Genomic DNA, 18474 nt, shown 5'->3' with positions numbered 1-18474 from the left:
TATCACCTAGTAGTGCTTTCTTATTGCGTCAGCTATTGCTTTTGCAACTCTTTTTTGTCCACTTTTACTAGAAAATTTTACCCTATCCTTGTGGTTAGTTATAAAGCCAAGTTCTATTAGAATTGCATTTGATTTGCTACCTCTTAAAACAGCAAAATTAGCACCTGTTGATTTTCTTTTATGTGTTTTCATAGTAGAAACAATATTTTCTAATACACTACTAGCTAGTATTGCACTTTGTTGTTGGTTTAGATGATATAATACATCACTTATAACAAAGTCTGATGCTTCAATTGCAGCAGTTCCTTTTTTATCAAAATCATTTTCAAATTTAGCAATTTGTCTTGCATAACTTGATGGATTTTTTGAGTAGTAAAACACTTCTGTTCCCTCTGCTTTTTTATTTTTTCCACCTGAATTTAAGTGTATACTTACAAATAAGTCTGCTTCATTATCATTCCCAATCTGAGCTCTTTTATTAAGTGGTATAAAAGTATCATCAGATCTTGTTAAGATAACTTTATAGTCATTTTTTAAATTTTTATATAATTCTAGTACAACAGCTAATGCTAAGGTTTTTTCATAATATCCTGCATCTCCTATTGCTCCACTATCTTGTCCACCATGTCCTGCATCTAAAATTATAGTATATTTTTTTCTTCTTTCAATAGCTTCTTCTCTTAATCTTATTTTAAGTTCTCTTCCAACTGTGTATGTTGTATAAATCATATTTTCTTTTAAGTATATAACTACATCTGTTTCATTATCATAATATTCACTCAAAATATCTCTTAGATAGTTATCGTTTATTTCAATAACTTGTCTTATTCCTCTACTTTTTATAGTGTCTTTAAATGAAAGACTTATTGAAGGTAGATTTGGATCAAAACTTTCAGTATATTCAGGAACTTTTTCACTAAAAGTTAATACTATTTCTGAATCGTTATAGTTAATACTATCAAGCCTATTTGAGAATGTAATATATGTAGTAAATAATAAGATTAAAATAATAAATTTTTTTAATGTTTTTATCATTATTCTACTACCCTTGCAATTGCTCCTTTTGTTATTGTCATCGATACACCTTTTGCTATTTGTATTTGTATATCATTTTCATTTATTTTTGAAACAGTTCCATATATTCCACCTATAGTTATTATCTTATCTCCAACCTTAAGATTGTTTAACATATCATTAAATTTTTTCTTTTTACTTCTATTTGATAACCATATTGGTAAAAATAAAAGTAAAAGTAACACTACATATACAATTATAAACATACTTGAATTCATTTTTTTCTCCTATTTCTTAAATACAATTTTTTTTACTTCACTATAATTAGATACAAAATTAAATTTCATACTTTCTCTAATTTCATCTGGCAGTTTAGTTATATCTACTTCATTTTCCTTAGGTAATATTACTTCTTTTATACCTATTCTATGAGCAGCTATTACTTTTTCTTTTATACCACCAACAGCTAATACATCACCTACTAGCGTAATTTCACCTGTCATAGCTATATCTTGTCTTACCTTTTTATTTTCTATCACTGATAATATTGTTGTAGTTATTGTAATACCAGCACTTGGTCCATCTTTTGGAGTTGCTCCTTCTGGAAAATGTAAATGCACATCAGTATCTTTTGTAAAATCATTTTTAACTATGCTTCTAACATAAGAATAAGCTACTTTTGCTGATTCTTGCATTACTTCACCTAATTTACCTGTTAATTGAAGTTTACCACTACCAGGCATTTTAACACCTTCTACATCGAGTGTAGTCCCTCCAACACTTGTCCAGGCAAGACCTTTAACTCTACCTACTTTTGCATCTTTTTTCGCTAATTTATCAGGTTTGAATTTTTCATTACCTAAATATTTTACTAAATCAGCTTCAACTAGCTTATTATTAAGCTTAATATTTTCTAATTTTTCTAAGGCTTTTTTTCTAGCTATTTTGACTAATTCTCTTTTTAGATTTCTAACTCCTGCTTCTCTTGTGTAGGAATCTATAATTTTTAATATTAATTTATCACTTATATTAAGCTTTATAGCTGTTTCTTTTTCTACTTGTTTTATTAAATATTTTTTTGCAATATTTAATTTTTCTATTTCTGTATAAGAATCAATATATATTACTTCTAATCTATCATATAAAGCTTCAGGTATAGTTTGATAAGTATTTGCTGTACAAATGAAGAATACATTTGATAAATCATACGGATAATCGACAAAATGATCTTCAAATTTATAGTTTTGATTTGGATCTAATACTTCTAATAAAGCAGATGCTGGATCTCCTTTAAATCCTGAGTCTAACTTATCAATCTCATCTAATAGTATAACCGGGTTATTAACACCTGTTCTTTTTATGGCATCAATAATTCTACCTGGCATAGCAGCAACATAGGTTCTTCTATGACCTCTAATTTCTGACTCGTCATTTACACCACCTAAACTTATTTTTGTAAATTCTCTATTCATAGCATTTGCTATAGATGATGCAAAACTTGTTTTACCAACACCAGGAGGTCCTACTAAACATAAAACAGTTGCGGCTTTTTTATAGTTTTTATTTTTTTCTTGTTTTTTCAATTCTATTACAGCTAAAAATTCTAATACTGCATCTTTAACTTCTTTTAATCCATAATGCTCATCGTTTAATATTTTTTTAGCCTTTATTATATTATTTTGTTTTTTATTTGATGGTGTGTATGGTAAACTTAAAACTAATTCAATATAGTTTAATAAGACGTTATACTCAGGGCTCATTTGAGAAACATTTGATAATTTATCTAAGTCTTTTTGAACCTTTTTTTTGAAATCTTCAGGCATTTTAGATTTATCTAATCTAATTTGTAATTCACTCTTATCATGATTTTCACCTTCAATTTCATCTTTTAAAACCTTTATTTTTTCTCTTAAAATATACTGTCTTTGAGCTTCATCTATATTTGTTTTTAATTTACTATTAACTTCATTTTCAACTTGATTTATTTGCTTTTGTAGTAATAATTCTGTATAAAATTTATCAATTCTTTCTTTTAAACTTCTCATTTCTAAAAACTTTTGTTTAACATCGGCTGGTATATTTATATAATATAGCATAGTATCTATAAGTTCTTCTAAATCTTTAATTTTAATAATATTAGAACCATCTTCAGTAACATTTGCTACAGTATCTACTCTCATAAATTCAGTAGATATCTTTATAATATTTTCAGGCTTATACATTTCAAAGTTTTGTACTTCTTCTTCTATATCTTTTTTTGTATTAACTTTAATATAAGATGATTCAAATATTTTTAATTCCTCATTGTATCTTATATTATTTGCTTTTATTCTTTTTATTCCCTTTATATTTAATAAATAAACATCATTATTTGTTTTCACTAAATTCGATGCCTTTACTAATAGTCCATAAGAGTATAAAGAGTCTTCACTTATATCAATATCAATTTTTTTAGTGTCTTTTTGTAATAGTAAAATTAAATCACCTTCAAATTTTTCTATTGCTACACTTGCTGCTGTTATACTAAAGTCTCTTCCTAATCTTATGCTTGACTCTACACCAGGCATACAAACTATTTCTCTTACAGGGATTATAGGAATCATCATAATTTACTCCTTACTTGTATCTACCTTGTTTTTTTCGTCTATTAATTCTTTAGTAATTTTAATTTTTTTAACATTCTTTTTACTTGGTGTTTCATACATTAAATCTAATAATGCATTTTCAACTATGCTTCTTAATCCTCTTGCTCCAATTTTTTTCTTTTCAGCTAGTCTTGCAATTTCTTTTAGGGCATCTTTTTCAAACTCTAATTCAATATTTTCCATTTCAAAAAATTTCTTATATTGTTTTATTATTGCATTTTTAGGCTCAGTTAATATTTTAATTAAAGCTTTTTCATCTAATGAATTAAGAGATGCTATTACAGGAAATCTTCCTATTAACTCTGGTATTATACCAAACTTTTTAAGATCTTCTGGTAATACATGAGCAAAAATTGTTTCATCATCAAGCTCTTTATTCAAACTATTGTTTCCAAAACCAATTTGTTTTACATTGAATCTACTTTTAATTTTTTTCTCAAGTCCAGAAAAAGCCCCACCAACTATAAATAAAATATCTTTAGTATTTATTTCTATCATTTCTTGGTTCGGATGTTTTCTACCACCCTGAGCTGGTACACTTGAAACTGTTCCTTCAACTATTTTAAGTAAAGCTTGTTGTACACCTTCACCTGATACATCTCTTGTTATAGATGTATTTTCTGATTTTCTTGCAATTTTATCAATTTCATCAATATATATTATTCCACGTTCTGCTGCTTTAATATCATAATCAGCTTCTTTAATTAGTTTTAATAGTACATTTTCAACATCATCTCCAACATAACCAGCTTCAGTTACTGTTGTAGCATCAGCTATTGCTATTGGAACATTTAGTATTTTAGCTAATGTTTGAGCTAGTAGGGTTTTACCACTACCTGTTGGTCCTATTAAAAGAACATTTGATTTTTGTATTTCAACATCATTATCTTCTTTTAATTTAAGAGATATTCTTTTAAAGTGGTTATATACAGCAACTGCTAATATTTTTTTTGCTCTATCTTGACCAATTATATATTCATCCAATTTACTTTTAATTTCTATTGGTTTTAATAAATTTATATTAAAATTACCTTCATCATTTTTTTGTAATACTTCTTGCTCTTCAATAAGAGACATAGATTTTTTAATACAATTTTCACAAATTCTTACAAAATCTTCTCCTTCAATATATTCTAAATTAGAATCATCTGTATCACAAAAAGAACAGTAATATAATTTATCTTCTGACATTATTTTCCTTTCATTAGATAATTTCATCTATAAGACCAAAATCTTTTGCTTCCATAGCTCCCATAAAATTATCTCTATCTGTTGCTTTTTCAATTTGCTTTATAGTTTTTCCTGTATTTATTGCCATTTCTTGATTAAGTAAATCTTTTAATCTTAACATTTCTTCAGCTCTTATTTTAACATCACTTGCTTGAGAATAATTTATCCCCCCTAGTACTTGATGAATCATTATTCTTGAATTTTTTAATGATTTTCTCATACCAGGAGTACCAGCTGCTAGTAAAAAAGCACCCATTGAAGCTGCTTGTCCTATACAAACTGTAGATATTTTACAATCTATATGTTTCATTGTATCATATATACCAAGCCCAGCAGTTACTGATCCTCCTGGGCTGTTTATATACATTATTATATCTTTATTTTTATCTTGGGCATTTAAGTATAGAAGTTGAGCTATTATTGTATTAGCCATTTCATCATCTACTTCTCCCATTAGAAAAATTATTCTATCTTTTAATAATCTTGAAAAAATGTTATATGTTTTTTCTACTCCACCATCTTCTTCGTGGACATACGGATATATCATTTTTTTCCCCTTTTGCTTATTTTTCTAATAATACTTTTCTTAATTTTTCTGTTACTAATCTATTTGCAATATCGTTTGAGTATTGGTCTAATAAGTTCATTTTGTTTAATTCTTCTTTTAATTGAACTAAGCTCATACCGTATTGACCAGCCATTTCTGATAAAGAAGCATCAATATCAGCATTTGATACAGTTAAGTTTTCTTCTTTTATAATTCTAGATGCTATTAATCTGAATTTAACAGTTTTTTCTGCTCTTTCTAAAGCATCAGCATTAAATTCTTCCATTGTTTTACCTGTTCTTTTAATAAATTCATCAAAGTTTTGTCCATATTGTGCTAATTGATTTTTAAATTCATTAACTTCTCTATCTGCTTCTTCTTGTTTAACTTTTTCAGGTACAGTCATTTCAACCATGCTTACTAATTTATCAGCAACTTTTTGGAAGTTTTCAACTGATACTCTTTCTTCTCTTTCTTTTTGTAATCCTTCTTTTATTGAATTTTTAAGAGCTTCTAAGCTTTCTTCTCCATTTTTTTTCGCTAATTCATCATTAATTTCTGCTACTTTTTCTTCTTTTATTGAGTTTAATTTAACCTTAAACATAGCTTTTTTACCTTTTAAGTTTTCTGAATGATATTCAGCTGGGAAAGTTACATTTACTTCAAATTCATCTCCAACTTTGTGACCAACTATTTGATCTTCAAAGTTATCTATAAATTGATGACTTCCTAATAATAAGTCAAAGCCTTCTGCTTTTCCTCCTTCAAATGCTACACCATCTACAAATCCTTCAAAGTTAATATTAGCTATATCATTATTTTCAATTACTTCTTTTTCACTAACTACTTTTTCAGCTGATCTTTTAGCTATAGATTCTAATGTAGCGTTTACATCTTCATCTTTAACTTCTTCTGCTTTTGTAAATTCTACATCTAATCCTTTATATTCAGGCATTTCAAATGAAGGCATTGCATCAAATTTTAATACAACTTCTAAGCTTTCTTTAGTTATTTTTTCTTCTATTACTTCTAATCTTGAAATTGGTTCTTCATTTGATTCAACTAATGCTTTAGAAAATTCTTTATTTACAACTGTATCATATAAGTCTTGTCTTATATTCCCTGCAAATTCTTTTTCAATTATATCCATTGGAACATGACCTTTTCTAAATCCATCAATTTTTGCATCTTTATATTTAGCCATAATTTCTTGTCTTATTTTTTTAAATTCTTCACCATCTAATTTTATTGCTACTTTAACTACTGATTCGTTATTTTTTTCTATAATGTACATCTTGTACCTCCTATATTTATATAATATTTTTATTTTAACATACTTTTTATTTTTTGTCTAAAACTTCATCTATCAATTTAGATATTTTAACTGCATACTCTATCGTATCATCTAAGTGAACTCTTATTTCTGGAACATATCTAATGTTTAGCTCTTCGCTTAATCTTTTTCTAAAAAAGCCCTTTACTTTATTCAAGTCTTCTAATAACTTTTCTTTATTTATATTTTCCTTATAGTTCAATATAGAAAATATTATATCAACATATCTAGCATCTGAGCTAAGTTTCACATTGTAAACACTTACTAGATTTTTTAGTTTTTCATTTTTTACTTCAGTTAACAGTATTGTACCAATTTTTCTAGCTATTTCTTTTTCTATCCCTTTTACTCTTCTTTCATTCATATTATCTAGCTATTTCCTCCATTTTGTATGATTCAATAATATCATGAGCTTTAATATCAGTATAATCTTTAATACTTATACCACATTCTTGTCCAAGAGTTGCTTCTTTAACGTCATCTTTATATCTTTTAAGTGAGCTTATTTCTCCTTCATGTATTATTATTCCATCTCTTAAAATTCTAATTTTTGAATCCTTTTGTACTTTACCATCAACTACGATAGATCCTGCAATATTACCTACTCCTGATATTTTAAATACTTGTAGTACTTCCATTCTACCGAAGTAAATTTCTCTATATTCTGGGTCTAGCATTCCTTTTAGAGCTTTTTCAATATCTTCTATTACGTGATATATTACACTATAGTTTCTAATTTCTACACCTGTTTTTTCAGATTCACTTCTTGCTTGTGTATTAGGTCTTACACCAAATCCAATTATTATTGCATTAGATGCTTCAGCTAACTTAACATCTCCTTCTGTAATTGCTCCAGCACTTGCTTGTATTACATTTACACTTACTTCATCGTTTGATAATTTTGATAAAGCATCTTTTAATGCTTCAACAGACCCTCTTGAATCTGCTCTTATTATACATTTTAATTCTTTTATATCTTGGTCTTTTAATTCTTTACTTAACATTTCAAGTGATATATGTTTTTTACCATTTATTTCTATTTCTCTATTTGTTGCTTTAAAGTCTTCTATTATCTTTCTAGCTTGTTTATCATTTTTAACACAGTATAGTGTGTCACCAGCATTTGGAATATTATTAAATCCTGTTATTTCTACTGGAGTACTAGGTCCTGCTTCTGTAATTTTTTCACCCTTGTCATTTAACATTGTTCTAATTTTACCGTAAGATTCACCAGCTACAAATATATCACCAATTCTTAATGTTCCTTCTTTTACTAAAATATCGGCTATAGTTCCAACTTGAGGATCTAATTTTGATTCTATTACAACAGCTTTCGCTCTTTTTTTAGAATTTGCCTTTAATTCTTGTAATTCAGCTGTAATTAATACAGTTTCTAATAATTGCTCTAAATTTTGTCCAGTTTTTGCTGAAATTTCAATAAACTCAACATCTCCACCCCACTCTTGCCAAACAAGACCTTGTTCAGTTAATTCTTGTTTTACTCTCATAGGATTTGCTCCAACTTTATCCATTTTATTTATTGCGACTATTATAGGAACATTTGCTTCTTTTGCGTGGCTTATAGCTTCTATTGTTTGTGGTTTAACTCCATCATCTGCAGCTACTATAAGGATTGCAATATCAGTTATATTAGCTCCTCTTGCTCTCATTTCAGTAAATGCTTCGTGACCTGGAGTATCTATAAATGTTATTTTTTGACCTTTATAATCAATTTGATAAGCTCCTATTTTTTGTGTTATTCCTCCTGCTTCACTTGCAATTATATTTGTATTTCTTATTGCATCTAATAATGAAGTTTTACCGTGATCAACGTGTCCCATTATTGTAATAACAGGTGCTCTTAATTCTAAATCCTCGCTGCTATCTTCAATTTCTAATTCATATTTTTCACCATATGAAATTTCTTCTTCCTCTTCCATTTCAATTAACACATTATATTCAAGTGCTAATTCTTCAATTTCTTCTAATGATAAAATAGCATTAGCATTTAAAATTTTTCCTTGCATGAAGAATTTTTTAATAATATCTGAAACATTAACTCCTAATTTTTCAGCAAAATCTTTAACAGATAATTCACCACTTATTTTTAAAATTCCTGCACCTTCATCAATTTTTTCAACTTCACTTTTTAATTCTTTTTCAGCTTTTTTCTTTTTCTTCTTAGAATTTTCTTTTCTAAAGTCTGTTCTTAATTCTTTTAAGATTCTTTCTTCTTCTTTTTGAATTTTTTCATTTTCATATTTCTTTTTATCAAATTTAGATTTATTAGAACCTTTTGAAAATTTCTTTGTTGCTGTATTTTCACTTTCAGGAATAATTGAAGGTTCACTAGCTACCTTTTTATCCTTTTTAGCTTTAGGCTTATTAAACTTATTATTTGAGCTATAGTCGTCTCTATCTTTACTATATGCATTAAAGCCTTTATCATTCGACCTATTATCATTATTTCTGTTATTTTTAAAATTTTGTTTATTATCTTTATTTGCTATATTATCATTATTTCTGTTTTTAAAGTTTTTATAATCTTTCTTTTGATTATCTTTATTATTATTGTAATTTTCCTTATTATTTTCCTTACGATTATTATTTTTAAAGTTACTTTGATTTTTACTATTTGTATTAGTATAATTCATGTAACCTCTATTTCTTCTATAATCTTTTCTTTCTTCTTTTTTTTCTTCTTTTTGGTTATTAAATATCATTTTTTCACGTATAACCTGTTTTTCATTTCCTTGGTTATTTTTTGCCTTATTAAATTCATTTTCTATTTTCTTTATTTCAGATTCATCTAATGTATTTAAAGCATTTTCTTTATTTATACCTAGTTTTGAAATTTTAGAAATGAAATCTTTTGTATTCATTTTGAATTTTTTTGCTACCTCATGAACTCTATTTGACATTTTCACCACCTACCTTTATCTTTTCTTCTATTATTTTTTTTATTTTTTCTTTTGCTAATTCATTTATTGAATATTTCTTGTTTTTATCTATTAAAAATAGAACTTCTTTTGATACGTCTATATATATTGCTCTTTTTTGCATTATTTTTCTTTCGTCTAAAATATATTCATCATTTGAATTTTTAACAAGTCTTAGTAATTCATTTTTACTTTTTTTTACCCTTGTATATACACAAGTTCTAATTGGTTCTTTTTTCATTTACTATTCTTCTTCACTTATTACTTTATCATTTTCATCTATTTTAATATTTATTCTTAATTTACATAATTTAGATGCTAGTCTACTATTTTGACCTTTTTTACCAATTGCAAGTGATAATTCATCTGGGTTTACTTCTACATTTGCAACTTTTTCATTATCTATTTCAACAATTTCTATTGAATATATACTAGCTGGACTTAAAGCATTTTTTACAAAAATTCTTTCATCTTCATCCCATAAAACTAAGTCTAATTTTTCTCCGTTTAATTCTTTTAATATGCTTTGTATTCTTGTACTATTTCTACCTATACAAGCTCCTTTAACATCTAAATTAGGGTCACTACTATATACAGCTATTTTTGATCTACTACCTGCTTCTCTTGCAATTGACTTAATTTCAATATCTTTATTTGCAATTTCTGGTATTTCTCTTTCTAATAGTTTTTTTAAGAATTCTTCATTTCTTCTTGAGTATTCTACTTTAGTGAATTTACTTCCCTCACTTACTTCCCCTATATATACAGAAATTCTATCCCCTTGTTCAAACTTATCTTCTGGGTTTAAATCTTTAAATGGTATTATCGCTTCTATATCATTTAATTCGATATATAGGTTACCATTTTCATCCATTTTTTTTACAAGTGCTGTTACTAATGAATTTTCAATTTTTTTGAATTTAATAAATCTTGTATATTTTTCGTGCTCACGAACTTTTTGGATTACAATTTGTTTAGCATTTTGTATAGCATTTCTTCTAAATTCAGATGCATTTACTTCTATATCAATAAGATCACCTATTTTTGCTTTCTTATTGTATATTTTTGCATTTTCTAAGCTTATTTCAGTATTTACATCAACTGCATCCTCAACAACTTTTTTTTGAGCTTTTAGTGTAATTGCACCATTTTTTCTATTTATCTCAACTACAGCGTTTTCAGATTCTTTAAAATTTTTCTTATATGCAGCAAGCATTGCTGTTTCTATAGCTGTAAATAACTCTTCTTTATCTAATCCTTTTTCTTCTACTAATTGATCAAGTGCAGTTAAAAATAGTTTTTGATCTCTTGCACTCATTTTTCTCCTCCTTTATATTAGGCTACTGAAATCAAATACATTTTTAGCTTGTATTACCTTTTCTATAGCTATTTTAACTTCTCCTATCTCTTCATCTAAAATATATATTGTATTATCTTTAAAATCTAGTAACTTACCTTTAAATTTCTTTTTAGATTCTATATTACTTCTTGTTTTTATTTCAACTACATCATTTATATATTTTAAATAATCTCTTTCTTTTTTTAATTTACGTTCAATCCCTGGGCTTGAAACTTCTAGCATAAATGAACCTGAAACTAGGTCATTTGCAATTTCGTCAATTTTAACACTTACTTTTTCGCAATCATCTAAGCTAACACGAGTTCCATCTATTTTTTCTAAATACACTCTTAGATAATTATATCCACCCTCTTTATCATAATCAACGTATAGTATGATAATATTTTTATCTTCAATTAAATCTTGAAATGTTTTTTCTAGATATTCTAATTTACTTTCTTCCATTTGTCCCCTTTTTAATATAAAAGTGGACCATGAGTCCACTTTGTACTTATATTTATACAAACATTATGATTGCCATTTCTGCAGAGTCTCCACGTCTCACGTCAGTTTTAACTATTCTTGTATAACCACCATTTCTTTCAGCGTATTTTGGTGCTATTTCGTTAAATAGTTTATAAACGGCTTCTTCGTTTCTTAAGAAAGCAAAAGCTTGTCTTCTTAAGTGAACTTTTCTTAAGCTATCATCAGTAGCATTGTGTTTCTTACCTAATGTAATAGCTTTTTCAGCAAATTTTCTTAATTCCTTTGCTCTTGTTACTGTTGTCTCTATTTTTTCAGCTTGTATTAAAGATATAGTCATATTTTTAAGCATTGCTAATCTATGATCTGTTCTTCTTCCAAGTTTTCTATATGATTTTCTATGATTCAATTTACTTAACCCCCAATCTTATTCTACGTTAAATCCGTATTCTCTTAACTTATCAGTAATCTCATCTATTGATACCTTACCTAGATTCTTTATCTTTTCAATATCAGATAATGATAATTTAGATAAAGCTCCTAGAGTATGTATTCCTGCTCTTTTTAGTGCATTAAATGATCTTTGTTTTAAATCTATGTCTTCTAATGGAATATCATAAAAATCATTTTTTTCTTCAACAACTTCTACAACTTCCTCTTCTTCTTCTCTGTATTTACTCATAGCATTTCCAATTTCAGTAAATGGTTGTAAATGAACTTGTAGTAATTCAACTGCATAAGATAGTGCATCAGATATTTCTATACTTCCATCTGTTACAATTTCTAATTCTAACTTATCATAGTTAGTTACTCTTCCTACCATAGTATCTTTTACTGTATAGTTTACTTTCTTTATTGGTGTATATATCGCATCAACTGCTAGCATTTCATGATCCCAACCTTGCATATCTATTTCATCTGATACAACAAAGCCTTCACCAGAATCAACTAAGAACTCCATATTAAATTCTCTATCTGTAGTAACTGTCGCTATTACTTGTTCAGGATTTATTATATTTATACCTAATTCTTTAGTAATATCAGCTGCTGTTACAACTTTTGGTCCTTTAACAGATAAGCTCATTCTTTTTTCTCCTGGCTCATCTAATTCTACAACTATTTCTTTTACATTTAAGATTATATCAGTTACTGCTTCTTTAACACCGTCTAATGTAGTGAATTCATTTAGAACACCTTGTATGCTCATCCCTTTTATTGCACTACCTGGAATTGAAGATAATAAAACTCTTCTTAATGCATTTCCAATAGTATTTCCATAACCTCTGTATAAAGGTTCTAGAGTATATACTGCAGAATATTTATCTTTCTTTTCTTCAGTTAATTTAATATTTTTTGCTATTTTTTCTATATTTAACAAGCGAATCAACTCCTTATAGTTTGATTTTAATAATTATTATAACTATCTTGAATAGAACTCAATTATCATCGCTTCATCAATATCAAAATCAACTACATCTCTTGTAGGATCTTCTAATACTTTCCCAACTTTCTTTGCTTCATCTAATTCAAGCCATCCTGGTACAGATTTTTTCCCAACAGATTCTTTTAATACATCTAAATCTTTTGAACCTTCTTTTACTTCTATAACATCTCCAGCTTTTACTCTGTATGATACTATATCAACTTTTTTACCATTTACTAATAAGTGTCCATGGTTAACTAATTGTCTTGCTTGTTTTCTAGTAGCTCCAAATCCTAATCTGTATGCTACGTTATCTAATCTTCTTTCAAGATATTGTAATAGTAATTCCCCTGTTACACCATCTTTTCTTGTTGCTTCTTCATATAGTTTATAGAATCCTTTTTCCATAACTCCATATACAAATTTAGCTTTTTGTTTTTCTCTTAATTGTACTCCATACTCAGTTAATTTCTTAGCTGCATTTGGTCTTTTATTTCTATTTGATTTTTTATTTACTCCTAGTACTACTGGATCTAACCCTAATGTTCTACATTGTTTCAGAACTGGTCTTAAGTCTCTTGCCATTAATTTATTCCCTCCTTAGTTAAAAATTACATTCTTTTTTTAGGTGGTCTCGCACCATTGTGAGGAACTGGAGTAATATCTATTATTCTAGTAACCTCTAATTCAGTTGCCTGTATTGATCTTATTGAAGCTTCTCTTCCTGATCCAGGTCCTTTTATTTTTATTTCAACTTTTTTCATTCCATTTTCAATTGCTACTTGAGCTGCTTGTTCAGCTGCTATTTGAGCTGCAAATGGAGTTCCTTTTTTAGTTCCTTTAAATCCTGATGTCCCACCTGATTTCCAAGCTATAACTCTTCCTTCAGTATCTGTTATTGTTACAACAGTATTGTTAAATGTTGAATGTATATATGCTATACCATTAGGTATGTTTTTTAATTTCTTTTTCTTTGAAACTGCTGATGTTTTCTTAGCCACTTAGTTTCCTCCTATCCTTATTTTTTCTTAGCAACTGCCATTCTAACTGGACCTTTTCTAGTTCTTGCGTTAGTCTTAGTTTTTTGTCCTCTTACTGGTAGCCCCATTCTATGTCTTAATCCTCTATAACATTTGATATCTGTTAATCTCTTAATGTTAAGTCTGATTTCTTTTCTTAATTCACCTTCAACTTTGTATTCGTCGATAAGTTTTCTAATTCTTCCTAATTCATCTTCTGATAGGTCCATAACTTTAGTATCTCTGTTAACTTCAGCTCTTTTTAATATTTCATTTGATAAACTTTTACCTATACCAAAGATATATGTTAATGAAATTTCTACTCTTTTGTTCTTTGGAATATCTACTCCTGCGATTCTTGCCAAATCTACTCCTCCTTTAATTAATCTTCTTCAATATGCCTTACCCATAATTTTGATAAGAATAAGCTCTACGGCTAAACATACATTTACAATTTATATTAGGTATATAAATTAATAAGCTTTTGTTTTCCTCTTGTTATCCTTGTCTTTGTTTATGTTTAGGGTTTTCGCACATTACTCTTACAACACCAGATCTTTTTATGATCTTACATTTGTCACAAATCTTTTTCACAGATGCTTTTACTTTCATAAAACCCCCTTTATTTTTTTCTATATACGATTCTTCCACGTGATAAATCATACGGAGAAATTTCCACCGTAACTTTATCTCCAGGTAAAATTTTGATATAATGCATTCTCATTTTACCCGAAATGTGTCCTAACACAGTATGTCCGTTCTCAAGTTTTATTTGAAACATTGCATTTGGTAATGCTTCTAATATTTCACCCTCAAGTTCTAGTACATCTTGTTTTGCCAATTAAATCACCTCGAATCATATAATATAAAATCATTGCAATAATCTTGCAACCTATTCATTCTAGCACAATACACAAAAGATGTAAAGAAAAAAAACAGTTTTTTTATAAAAAAATTTTTTTCTATTTTATTTTTTAAAAAAAAAGTTATAATATTTATAGAAATGAGGTGCTTTATTTATGATATATACATTAACATTAAATCCTGCGCTAGATTATGATATCTATTTAGATAAGTTGGCTGAAAACGATTTAAATTTATCGAAAAATGTAAAGTTTCGTGCTGGTGGCAAGGGTATAAATGTTTCAATAATGTTGAAAAATTTAAAAAAAGAAAATATAGCTTTAGGTTTTGTTTCTGGTTTTACTGGAGATTATATAATAAATTATCTAAATAATTTAGGGATTAAAAATGATTTTATTAAAACAAATGGTATAACTAGAATAAATGTGAAAATAAATGATACATATAATGAAACTGAAATCTCTGGTATAAGCCCTAACATAGACGAAAAATATATTGAAAAATTAAAATCTTTCATATCAGGACTAAGTGACAACGATATCTTAATTTTATCTGGTTCTATACCAGATAATATAGAAAAAAATATATACTATACATTAAGTAAATTAACAAAAGCAAAAGTAATTTTAGATACTCGTGGGAATTTATTAAAAGATAATATCTGCAATAATATTTTAATAAAACCCAATATAAAGGAGTTAGAAATTGCATTTAATACTAAAATAATAAGTGATATTGAAGTATATAAATATGCAAGTTATTTTATTGAAAAAGGTGTAGAAAATGTACTTGTTTCAATGGGCAATAAAGGTGCTATACTAGTAAAAAAAGGTAAATATTTAAAAGCAAATATACCTTGTGGGAAATATATAAACTCAATCGGTTCTGGTGATTCTATGGTAGCTGGATTTATCTATTCTTACCTAGAAAATTTAAACGATGTAGATACATTAAAAATGAGTGTTGCTTGTGGTTCTGCTAGTGCATACTCCTATGAAATTGCTGACTTTAATTCAGTAAAAAAATTAATTGATGATATAAATATTATAGAAGTAAAGCCTAACCTTTAATTGTGGCTAGGCTTTTTTATTTTACTTTAATATTTCTAGTATTTGTTTTTTTATTTCTATAACTTCTAGGCTTAATATATCTTTATTTTCTATTTTAAATTCTTTTACTATATTAGCTGGTTTTTGATTTAATATGTATATTTTATCGGATAATATTAGTGCCTCATCTATATCATGCGTTATTATTAAGCAAGTTAACTTAAGTTCACTTTTTATTTTATTAAACCATTTATACATTTTATGCCTTGTAATATAGTCTAGCGCTGAAAATGGTTCATCTAATAGCATTAAACTCCCAGACATCATATATGTACGAAGAAGTTCTACTCTTTTTTTCTCACCACCACTTAACTTACTTGGATATTTATTTAGTAAATTTGTAATTTCAAATTCATCACTATATTTTAAAATTTTATCCTTAATAATTTCTTTTTTCTCAGCTTTAATTTCTAAAGGCAATGAAATATTTTCATAGCTTGTTCTATATGGTAATAATAAATCTTTTTGTGGCATATAGCTAACTACTCCAGTTTTTCCGGTATAGTCTTTATCATCAATAAAAATTTTACCACTGCTTGGAACTATTATACCAGCTATTATATTAAATAAGGTAGTTTTACCTATGCCACTAGGACCTAGTATTGTTACTGTTTCACCTTCTTTTATACTAAAACTAATATCATCCAAAATATATCTACCATCTTTATATTTATGATTTATATTTTCTATATATAATTTATTTGATAAACTCATTAGTCACACCATAAGAGCTAGGTACTTTTTTATCAGTTAATTTATTTTTATATACCCAGTTATAGAAATTATCCCATCTGTTTATATCTATTTCTCCCCATTTACCACTTGGATTATATTTTTTAGAAATCCATTTTTGACTTTCTAATATTAATTTTTCATCTGATTCTGGAACCATTTTTACAAAAATTTCTGCAGCTTTTTCTGGGTATTTTATAGCAAATTCATAGCCCTCTTTTGCAGCATCTAAAAAGTCTTGTACTAATTTAGGATCATTTTTTATTAAATTATCACTAGTAATTAATACTGGTGAATAATAATTTAAATCTTTGTTATAGTCTTTTAAGAAATAAAAGTCTACTGGTACATTTTTTATCTTAGCATTTATTCCGTCCCAAGCATAATAAACTATTAAATAATCAAATATATTATTTTTCATAATAGTAACTGGATCATAAACATCTCCAAAAGGTAGTATGTTTGGTTTAGCTCCTATTACATCCTCTACTGTTTTATCGTCTATTGGATCCATCCATGAAGCGTATCTCATATTTTTTAAATCTTTAGGGCTTTTTGTGTTTTTATTTTTTAATACCATTATTCCTGCTGTATTATCTTTTATAACAGCTGCTATTGCCTTTATAGGTACACCTTTTTTTAGTTTCCCTAACATATTAGGCTGAAAATATATTGAAAATTCAGCTTTTCCTGTTCCTACTATCACTGCATTGCTCTCATCACCTGGTTGAACTATATTCACCTTTAATCCACGTTTTTTAAAATATCCATTGTAGCTTGCTACATAAATACCTGTATGATTTGTATTTGGTGTCCAATCCAGAGCAAATGTTACTTCCTTTAAATCACTTGAAAATGTTAAACTACTTATTATCAAAATTAAAATTGTTAATATTTTTTTCATATACTTCTCCTTAATTTTTAATTACTTTTTTTTCGATGTTGTCTATTATATACATTAATACTAGACTTAAAAAACTTATAAAAAATATTATTGCGAACATTTTATCTAATTCATAAGATTTTTTTACACGAGTCATATATACCCCAAGTCCATAGTATCCACCTAACCATTCAGCAATAACTGCTGATATTAAAGCATAAGACATTGACACTTTTAAACCACTGAAAAAATATGACATAGAACTTGGAAATTTTAGATACTTATATATCTGATATTTACTAGCTCCCATAGCCTTTAGTAAATTTATATTATCTTTATCAACAGATCTATAACCATTTATTAATGAAATTGTTATAGGAAAAAATGTTGATATTACAACTAAAACTATTTTAGGTTTCATATAAAAACCTAACCATATTATAAGAAGTGGTGCTATTGCTATAGTGGGTATTGTCTGTGTTAGTATTAAAATAGGGTAAACTACATCATATACTGCTTCAAACCTATCCATTATTATAGATAAGAATAAGCTTAAACTAATTGATATAAATATTCCAATAAATGAAATAGCCATTGTATACTTTGTATGATACAAAATAAGTTTAAAATCCTTTATAAACGCCATTAAAACTTCTAACGGACTTGGTAGCAAAAACTTAGATACTAAGCCATAATTAGAAAACAACTGCCACGCAATAAGTATTAAAATAATCGAACCATATGTTCTTAGCTTTTTCAAAAAAAACCTCCTTTCAAAAAAAAATCTCTCATATAGAGAGTATATAAAAAATATATAAAACTCCCTACGACAGTACTAACTGTATCAGGTCAAAGGGTATCATCTCAGCTTAAAAGCACCCCTGTTTCCTTATTATATTCTAACACAATAATTT

Annotated in this window: 22 protein-coding genes and 1 riboswitch; of the genes, 1 reads left to right on the top strand and 21 read right to left on the bottom strand. The window is 27.2% G+C overall.

What is annotated here, in order from left to right; translation table 11 throughout:
• Positions 1–6 precede the first annotated feature (6 nt).
• The 18 genes from OMES3154_RS02990 to infA form a co-directional block, all read right to left on the bottom strand.
• On the bottom strand, positions 7–1035 hold the full coding sequence (locus tag OMES3154_RS02990) for an N-acetylmuramoyl-L-alanine amidase family protein (protein ID WP_156683323.1): 1029 nt from the start codon (positions 1033–1035) through the stop codon (positions 7–9).
• Positions 1035–1292, bottom strand: a complete 258-nt coding sequence (gene yajC, locus OMES3154_RS02985; RefSeq protein WP_156683322.1) for a preprotein translocase subunit YajC — start codon at positions 1290–1292, stop codon at positions 1035–1037. The genes OMES3154_RS02990 and yajC overlap by 1 nt, the downstream gene beginning before the upstream one ends.
• A gap of 9 nt (positions 1293–1301) precedes the next feature.
• Positions 1302–3620 carry an endopeptidase La gene (gene lon, locus OMES3154_RS02980; RefSeq protein ID WP_156683321.1) on the bottom strand — a complete coding sequence of 773 codons (2319 nt, stop codon included), beginning with the start codon at positions 3618–3620 and terminating at the stop codon, positions 1302–1304.
• A gap of 3 nt (positions 3621–3623) precedes the next feature.
• Positions 3624–4877, bottom strand: coding sequence for an ATP-dependent Clp protease ATP-binding subunit ClpX (clpX, locus tag OMES3154_RS02975; RefSeq protein ID WP_407938951.1), 1254 nt, complete (start codon positions 4875–4877; stop codon positions 3624–3626).
• Positions 4864–5436 (bottom strand): ATP-dependent Clp protease proteolytic subunit, encoded by a 573-nt coding sequence (locus OMES3154_RS02970; RefSeq protein ID WP_156683320.1) that lies wholly within the window; start codon positions 5434–5436, stop codon positions 4864–4866. The genes clpX and OMES3154_RS02970 overlap by 14 nt, the downstream gene beginning before the upstream one ends.
• Before the next feature lie 16 nt (positions 5437–5452).
• A complete protein-coding gene (gene tig, locus OMES3154_RS02965; protein ID WP_156683319.1) occupies positions 5453–6730 on the bottom strand; it encodes a trigger factor in 1278 nt (425 codons plus the stop codon).
• Positions 6731–6776: 46 nt separating this feature from the next.
• On the bottom strand, positions 6777–7133 hold the full coding sequence (rbfA, locus tag OMES3154_RS02960; protein WP_156683318.1) for a 30S ribosome-binding factor RbfA: 357 nt from the start codon (positions 7131–7133) through the stop codon (positions 6777–6779).
• A 1-nt stretch (position 7134) separates the two neighbouring features.
• Positions 7135–9690, bottom strand: a complete 2556-nt coding sequence (gene infB / locus OMES3154_RS02955) for a translation initiation factor IF-2 (protein WP_156683317.1) — start codon at positions 9688–9690, stop codon at positions 7135–7137.
• Positions 9680–9949: a DUF448 domain-containing protein gene (locus tag OMES3154_RS02950; RefSeq protein WP_156683316.1), complete on the bottom strand. Its 270-nt coding sequence runs from the start codon at positions 9947–9949 to the stop codon at positions 9680–9682. Before OMES3154_RS02950 ends, infB begins: the two co-directional genes overlap by 11 nt.
• Positions 9950–9952: 3 nt before the next feature.
• On the bottom strand, positions 9953–11026 hold the full coding sequence (gene nusA, locus OMES3154_RS02945; protein WP_156683315.1) for a transcription termination factor NusA: 1074 nt from the start codon (positions 11024–11026) through the stop codon (positions 9953–9955).
• Between the two features lie 12 nt (positions 11027–11038).
• Positions 11039–11512, bottom strand: coding sequence for a ribosome maturation factor RimP (locus OMES3154_RS02940; RefSeq protein WP_156683314.1), 474 nt, complete (start codon positions 11510–11512; stop codon positions 11039–11041).
• A 52-nt stretch (positions 11513–11564) separates the two neighbouring features.
• A complete protein-coding gene (gene rplQ, locus OMES3154_RS02935) occupies positions 11565–11939 on the bottom strand; it encodes a 50S ribosomal protein L17 (RefSeq protein ID WP_156683313.1) in 375 nt (124 codons plus the stop codon).
• 18 nt (positions 11940–11957) lie between these two features.
• A complete protein-coding gene (locus OMES3154_RS02930; RefSeq protein WP_156683312.1) occupies positions 11958–12908 on the bottom strand; it encodes a DNA-directed RNA polymerase subunit alpha in 951 nt (316 codons plus the stop codon).
• Positions 12909–12950: 42 nt separating this feature from the next.
• Complete coding sequence (gene rpsD / locus OMES3154_RS02925) at positions 12951–13538, bottom strand: 30S ribosomal protein S4 (RefSeq protein WP_156683311.1); 588 nt, start codon at positions 13536–13538, stop codon at positions 12951–12953.
• A 26-nt stretch (positions 13539–13564) separates the two neighbouring features.
• Complete coding sequence (gene rpsK / locus OMES3154_RS02920) at positions 13565–13954, bottom strand: 30S ribosomal protein S11 (protein WP_156683310.1); 390 nt, start codon at positions 13952–13954, stop codon at positions 13565–13567.
• 17 nt (positions 13955–13971) lie between these two features.
• Positions 13972–14337, bottom strand: coding sequence for a 30S ribosomal protein S13 (rpsM, locus tag OMES3154_RS02915; protein WP_156683309.1), 366 nt, complete (start codon positions 14335–14337; stop codon positions 13972–13974).
• A gap of 133 nt (positions 14338–14470) precedes the next feature.
• A complete protein-coding gene (rpmJ, locus tag OMES3154_RS02910; protein WP_156683308.1) occupies positions 14471–14584 on the bottom strand; it encodes a 50S ribosomal protein L36 in 114 nt (37 codons plus the stop codon).
• 10 nt (positions 14585–14594) lie between these two features.
• Positions 14595–14813, bottom strand: a complete 219-nt coding sequence (gene infA / locus OMES3154_RS02905) for a translation initiation factor IF-1 (RefSeq protein WP_156683307.1) — start codon at positions 14811–14813, stop codon at positions 14595–14597.
• 178 nt (positions 14814–14991) lie between these two features.
• On the opposite strand from infA, the gene OMES3154_RS02900 reads away from it, so the two are divergent.
• Entirely contained in the window at positions 14992–15906 is a 915-nt protein-coding gene (locus OMES3154_RS02900) for a 1-phosphofructokinase family hexose kinase (protein ID WP_156683306.1), read from the top strand.
• A gap of 21 nt (positions 15907–15927) precedes the next feature.
• On the opposite strand, the gene OMES3154_RS02895 is transcribed toward OMES3154_RS02900, so the two are convergent.
• Genes OMES3154_RS02895 through OMES3154_RS02885 form a run of 3 tightly spaced genes read right to left on the bottom strand, consistent with a single transcriptional unit; the run spans position 15928 to position 18320 of the window.
• Positions 15928–16659 carry an ABC transporter ATP-binding protein gene (locus OMES3154_RS02895; RefSeq protein ID WP_156683305.1) on the bottom strand — a complete coding sequence of 244 codons (732 nt, stop codon included), beginning with the start codon at positions 16657–16659 and terminating at the stop codon, positions 15928–15930.
• On the bottom strand, positions 16643–17581 hold the full coding sequence (locus OMES3154_RS02890) for an ABC transporter substrate-binding protein (RefSeq protein ID WP_156683304.1): 939 nt from the start codon (positions 17579–17581) through the stop codon (positions 16643–16645). Before OMES3154_RS02890 ends, OMES3154_RS02895 begins: the two co-directional genes overlap by 17 nt.
• Before the next feature lie 10 nt (positions 17582–17591).
• Complete coding sequence (locus OMES3154_RS02885) at positions 17592–18320, bottom strand: ABC transporter permease (RefSeq protein ID WP_156683303.1); 729 nt, start codon at positions 18318–18320, stop codon at positions 17592–17594.
• Positions 18321–18364: 44 nt separating this feature from the next.
• Positions 18365–18453, bottom strand: a riboswitch (TPP riboswitch).
• Positions 18454–18474: the final 21 nt, after the last annotated feature.

It is taken from the genome of Oceanivirga miroungae (assembly GCF_902505095.1).
In the GTDB taxonomy this organism is placed as follows: Bacteria; Fusobacteriota; Fusobacteriia; order Fusobacteriales; family Leptotrichiaceae; genus Oceanivirga; species Oceanivirga miroungae.
The sequence above is the reverse complement of the archived record's forward strand: the minus strand, read 5'-3'. Positions and strand labels throughout refer to the sequence as shown.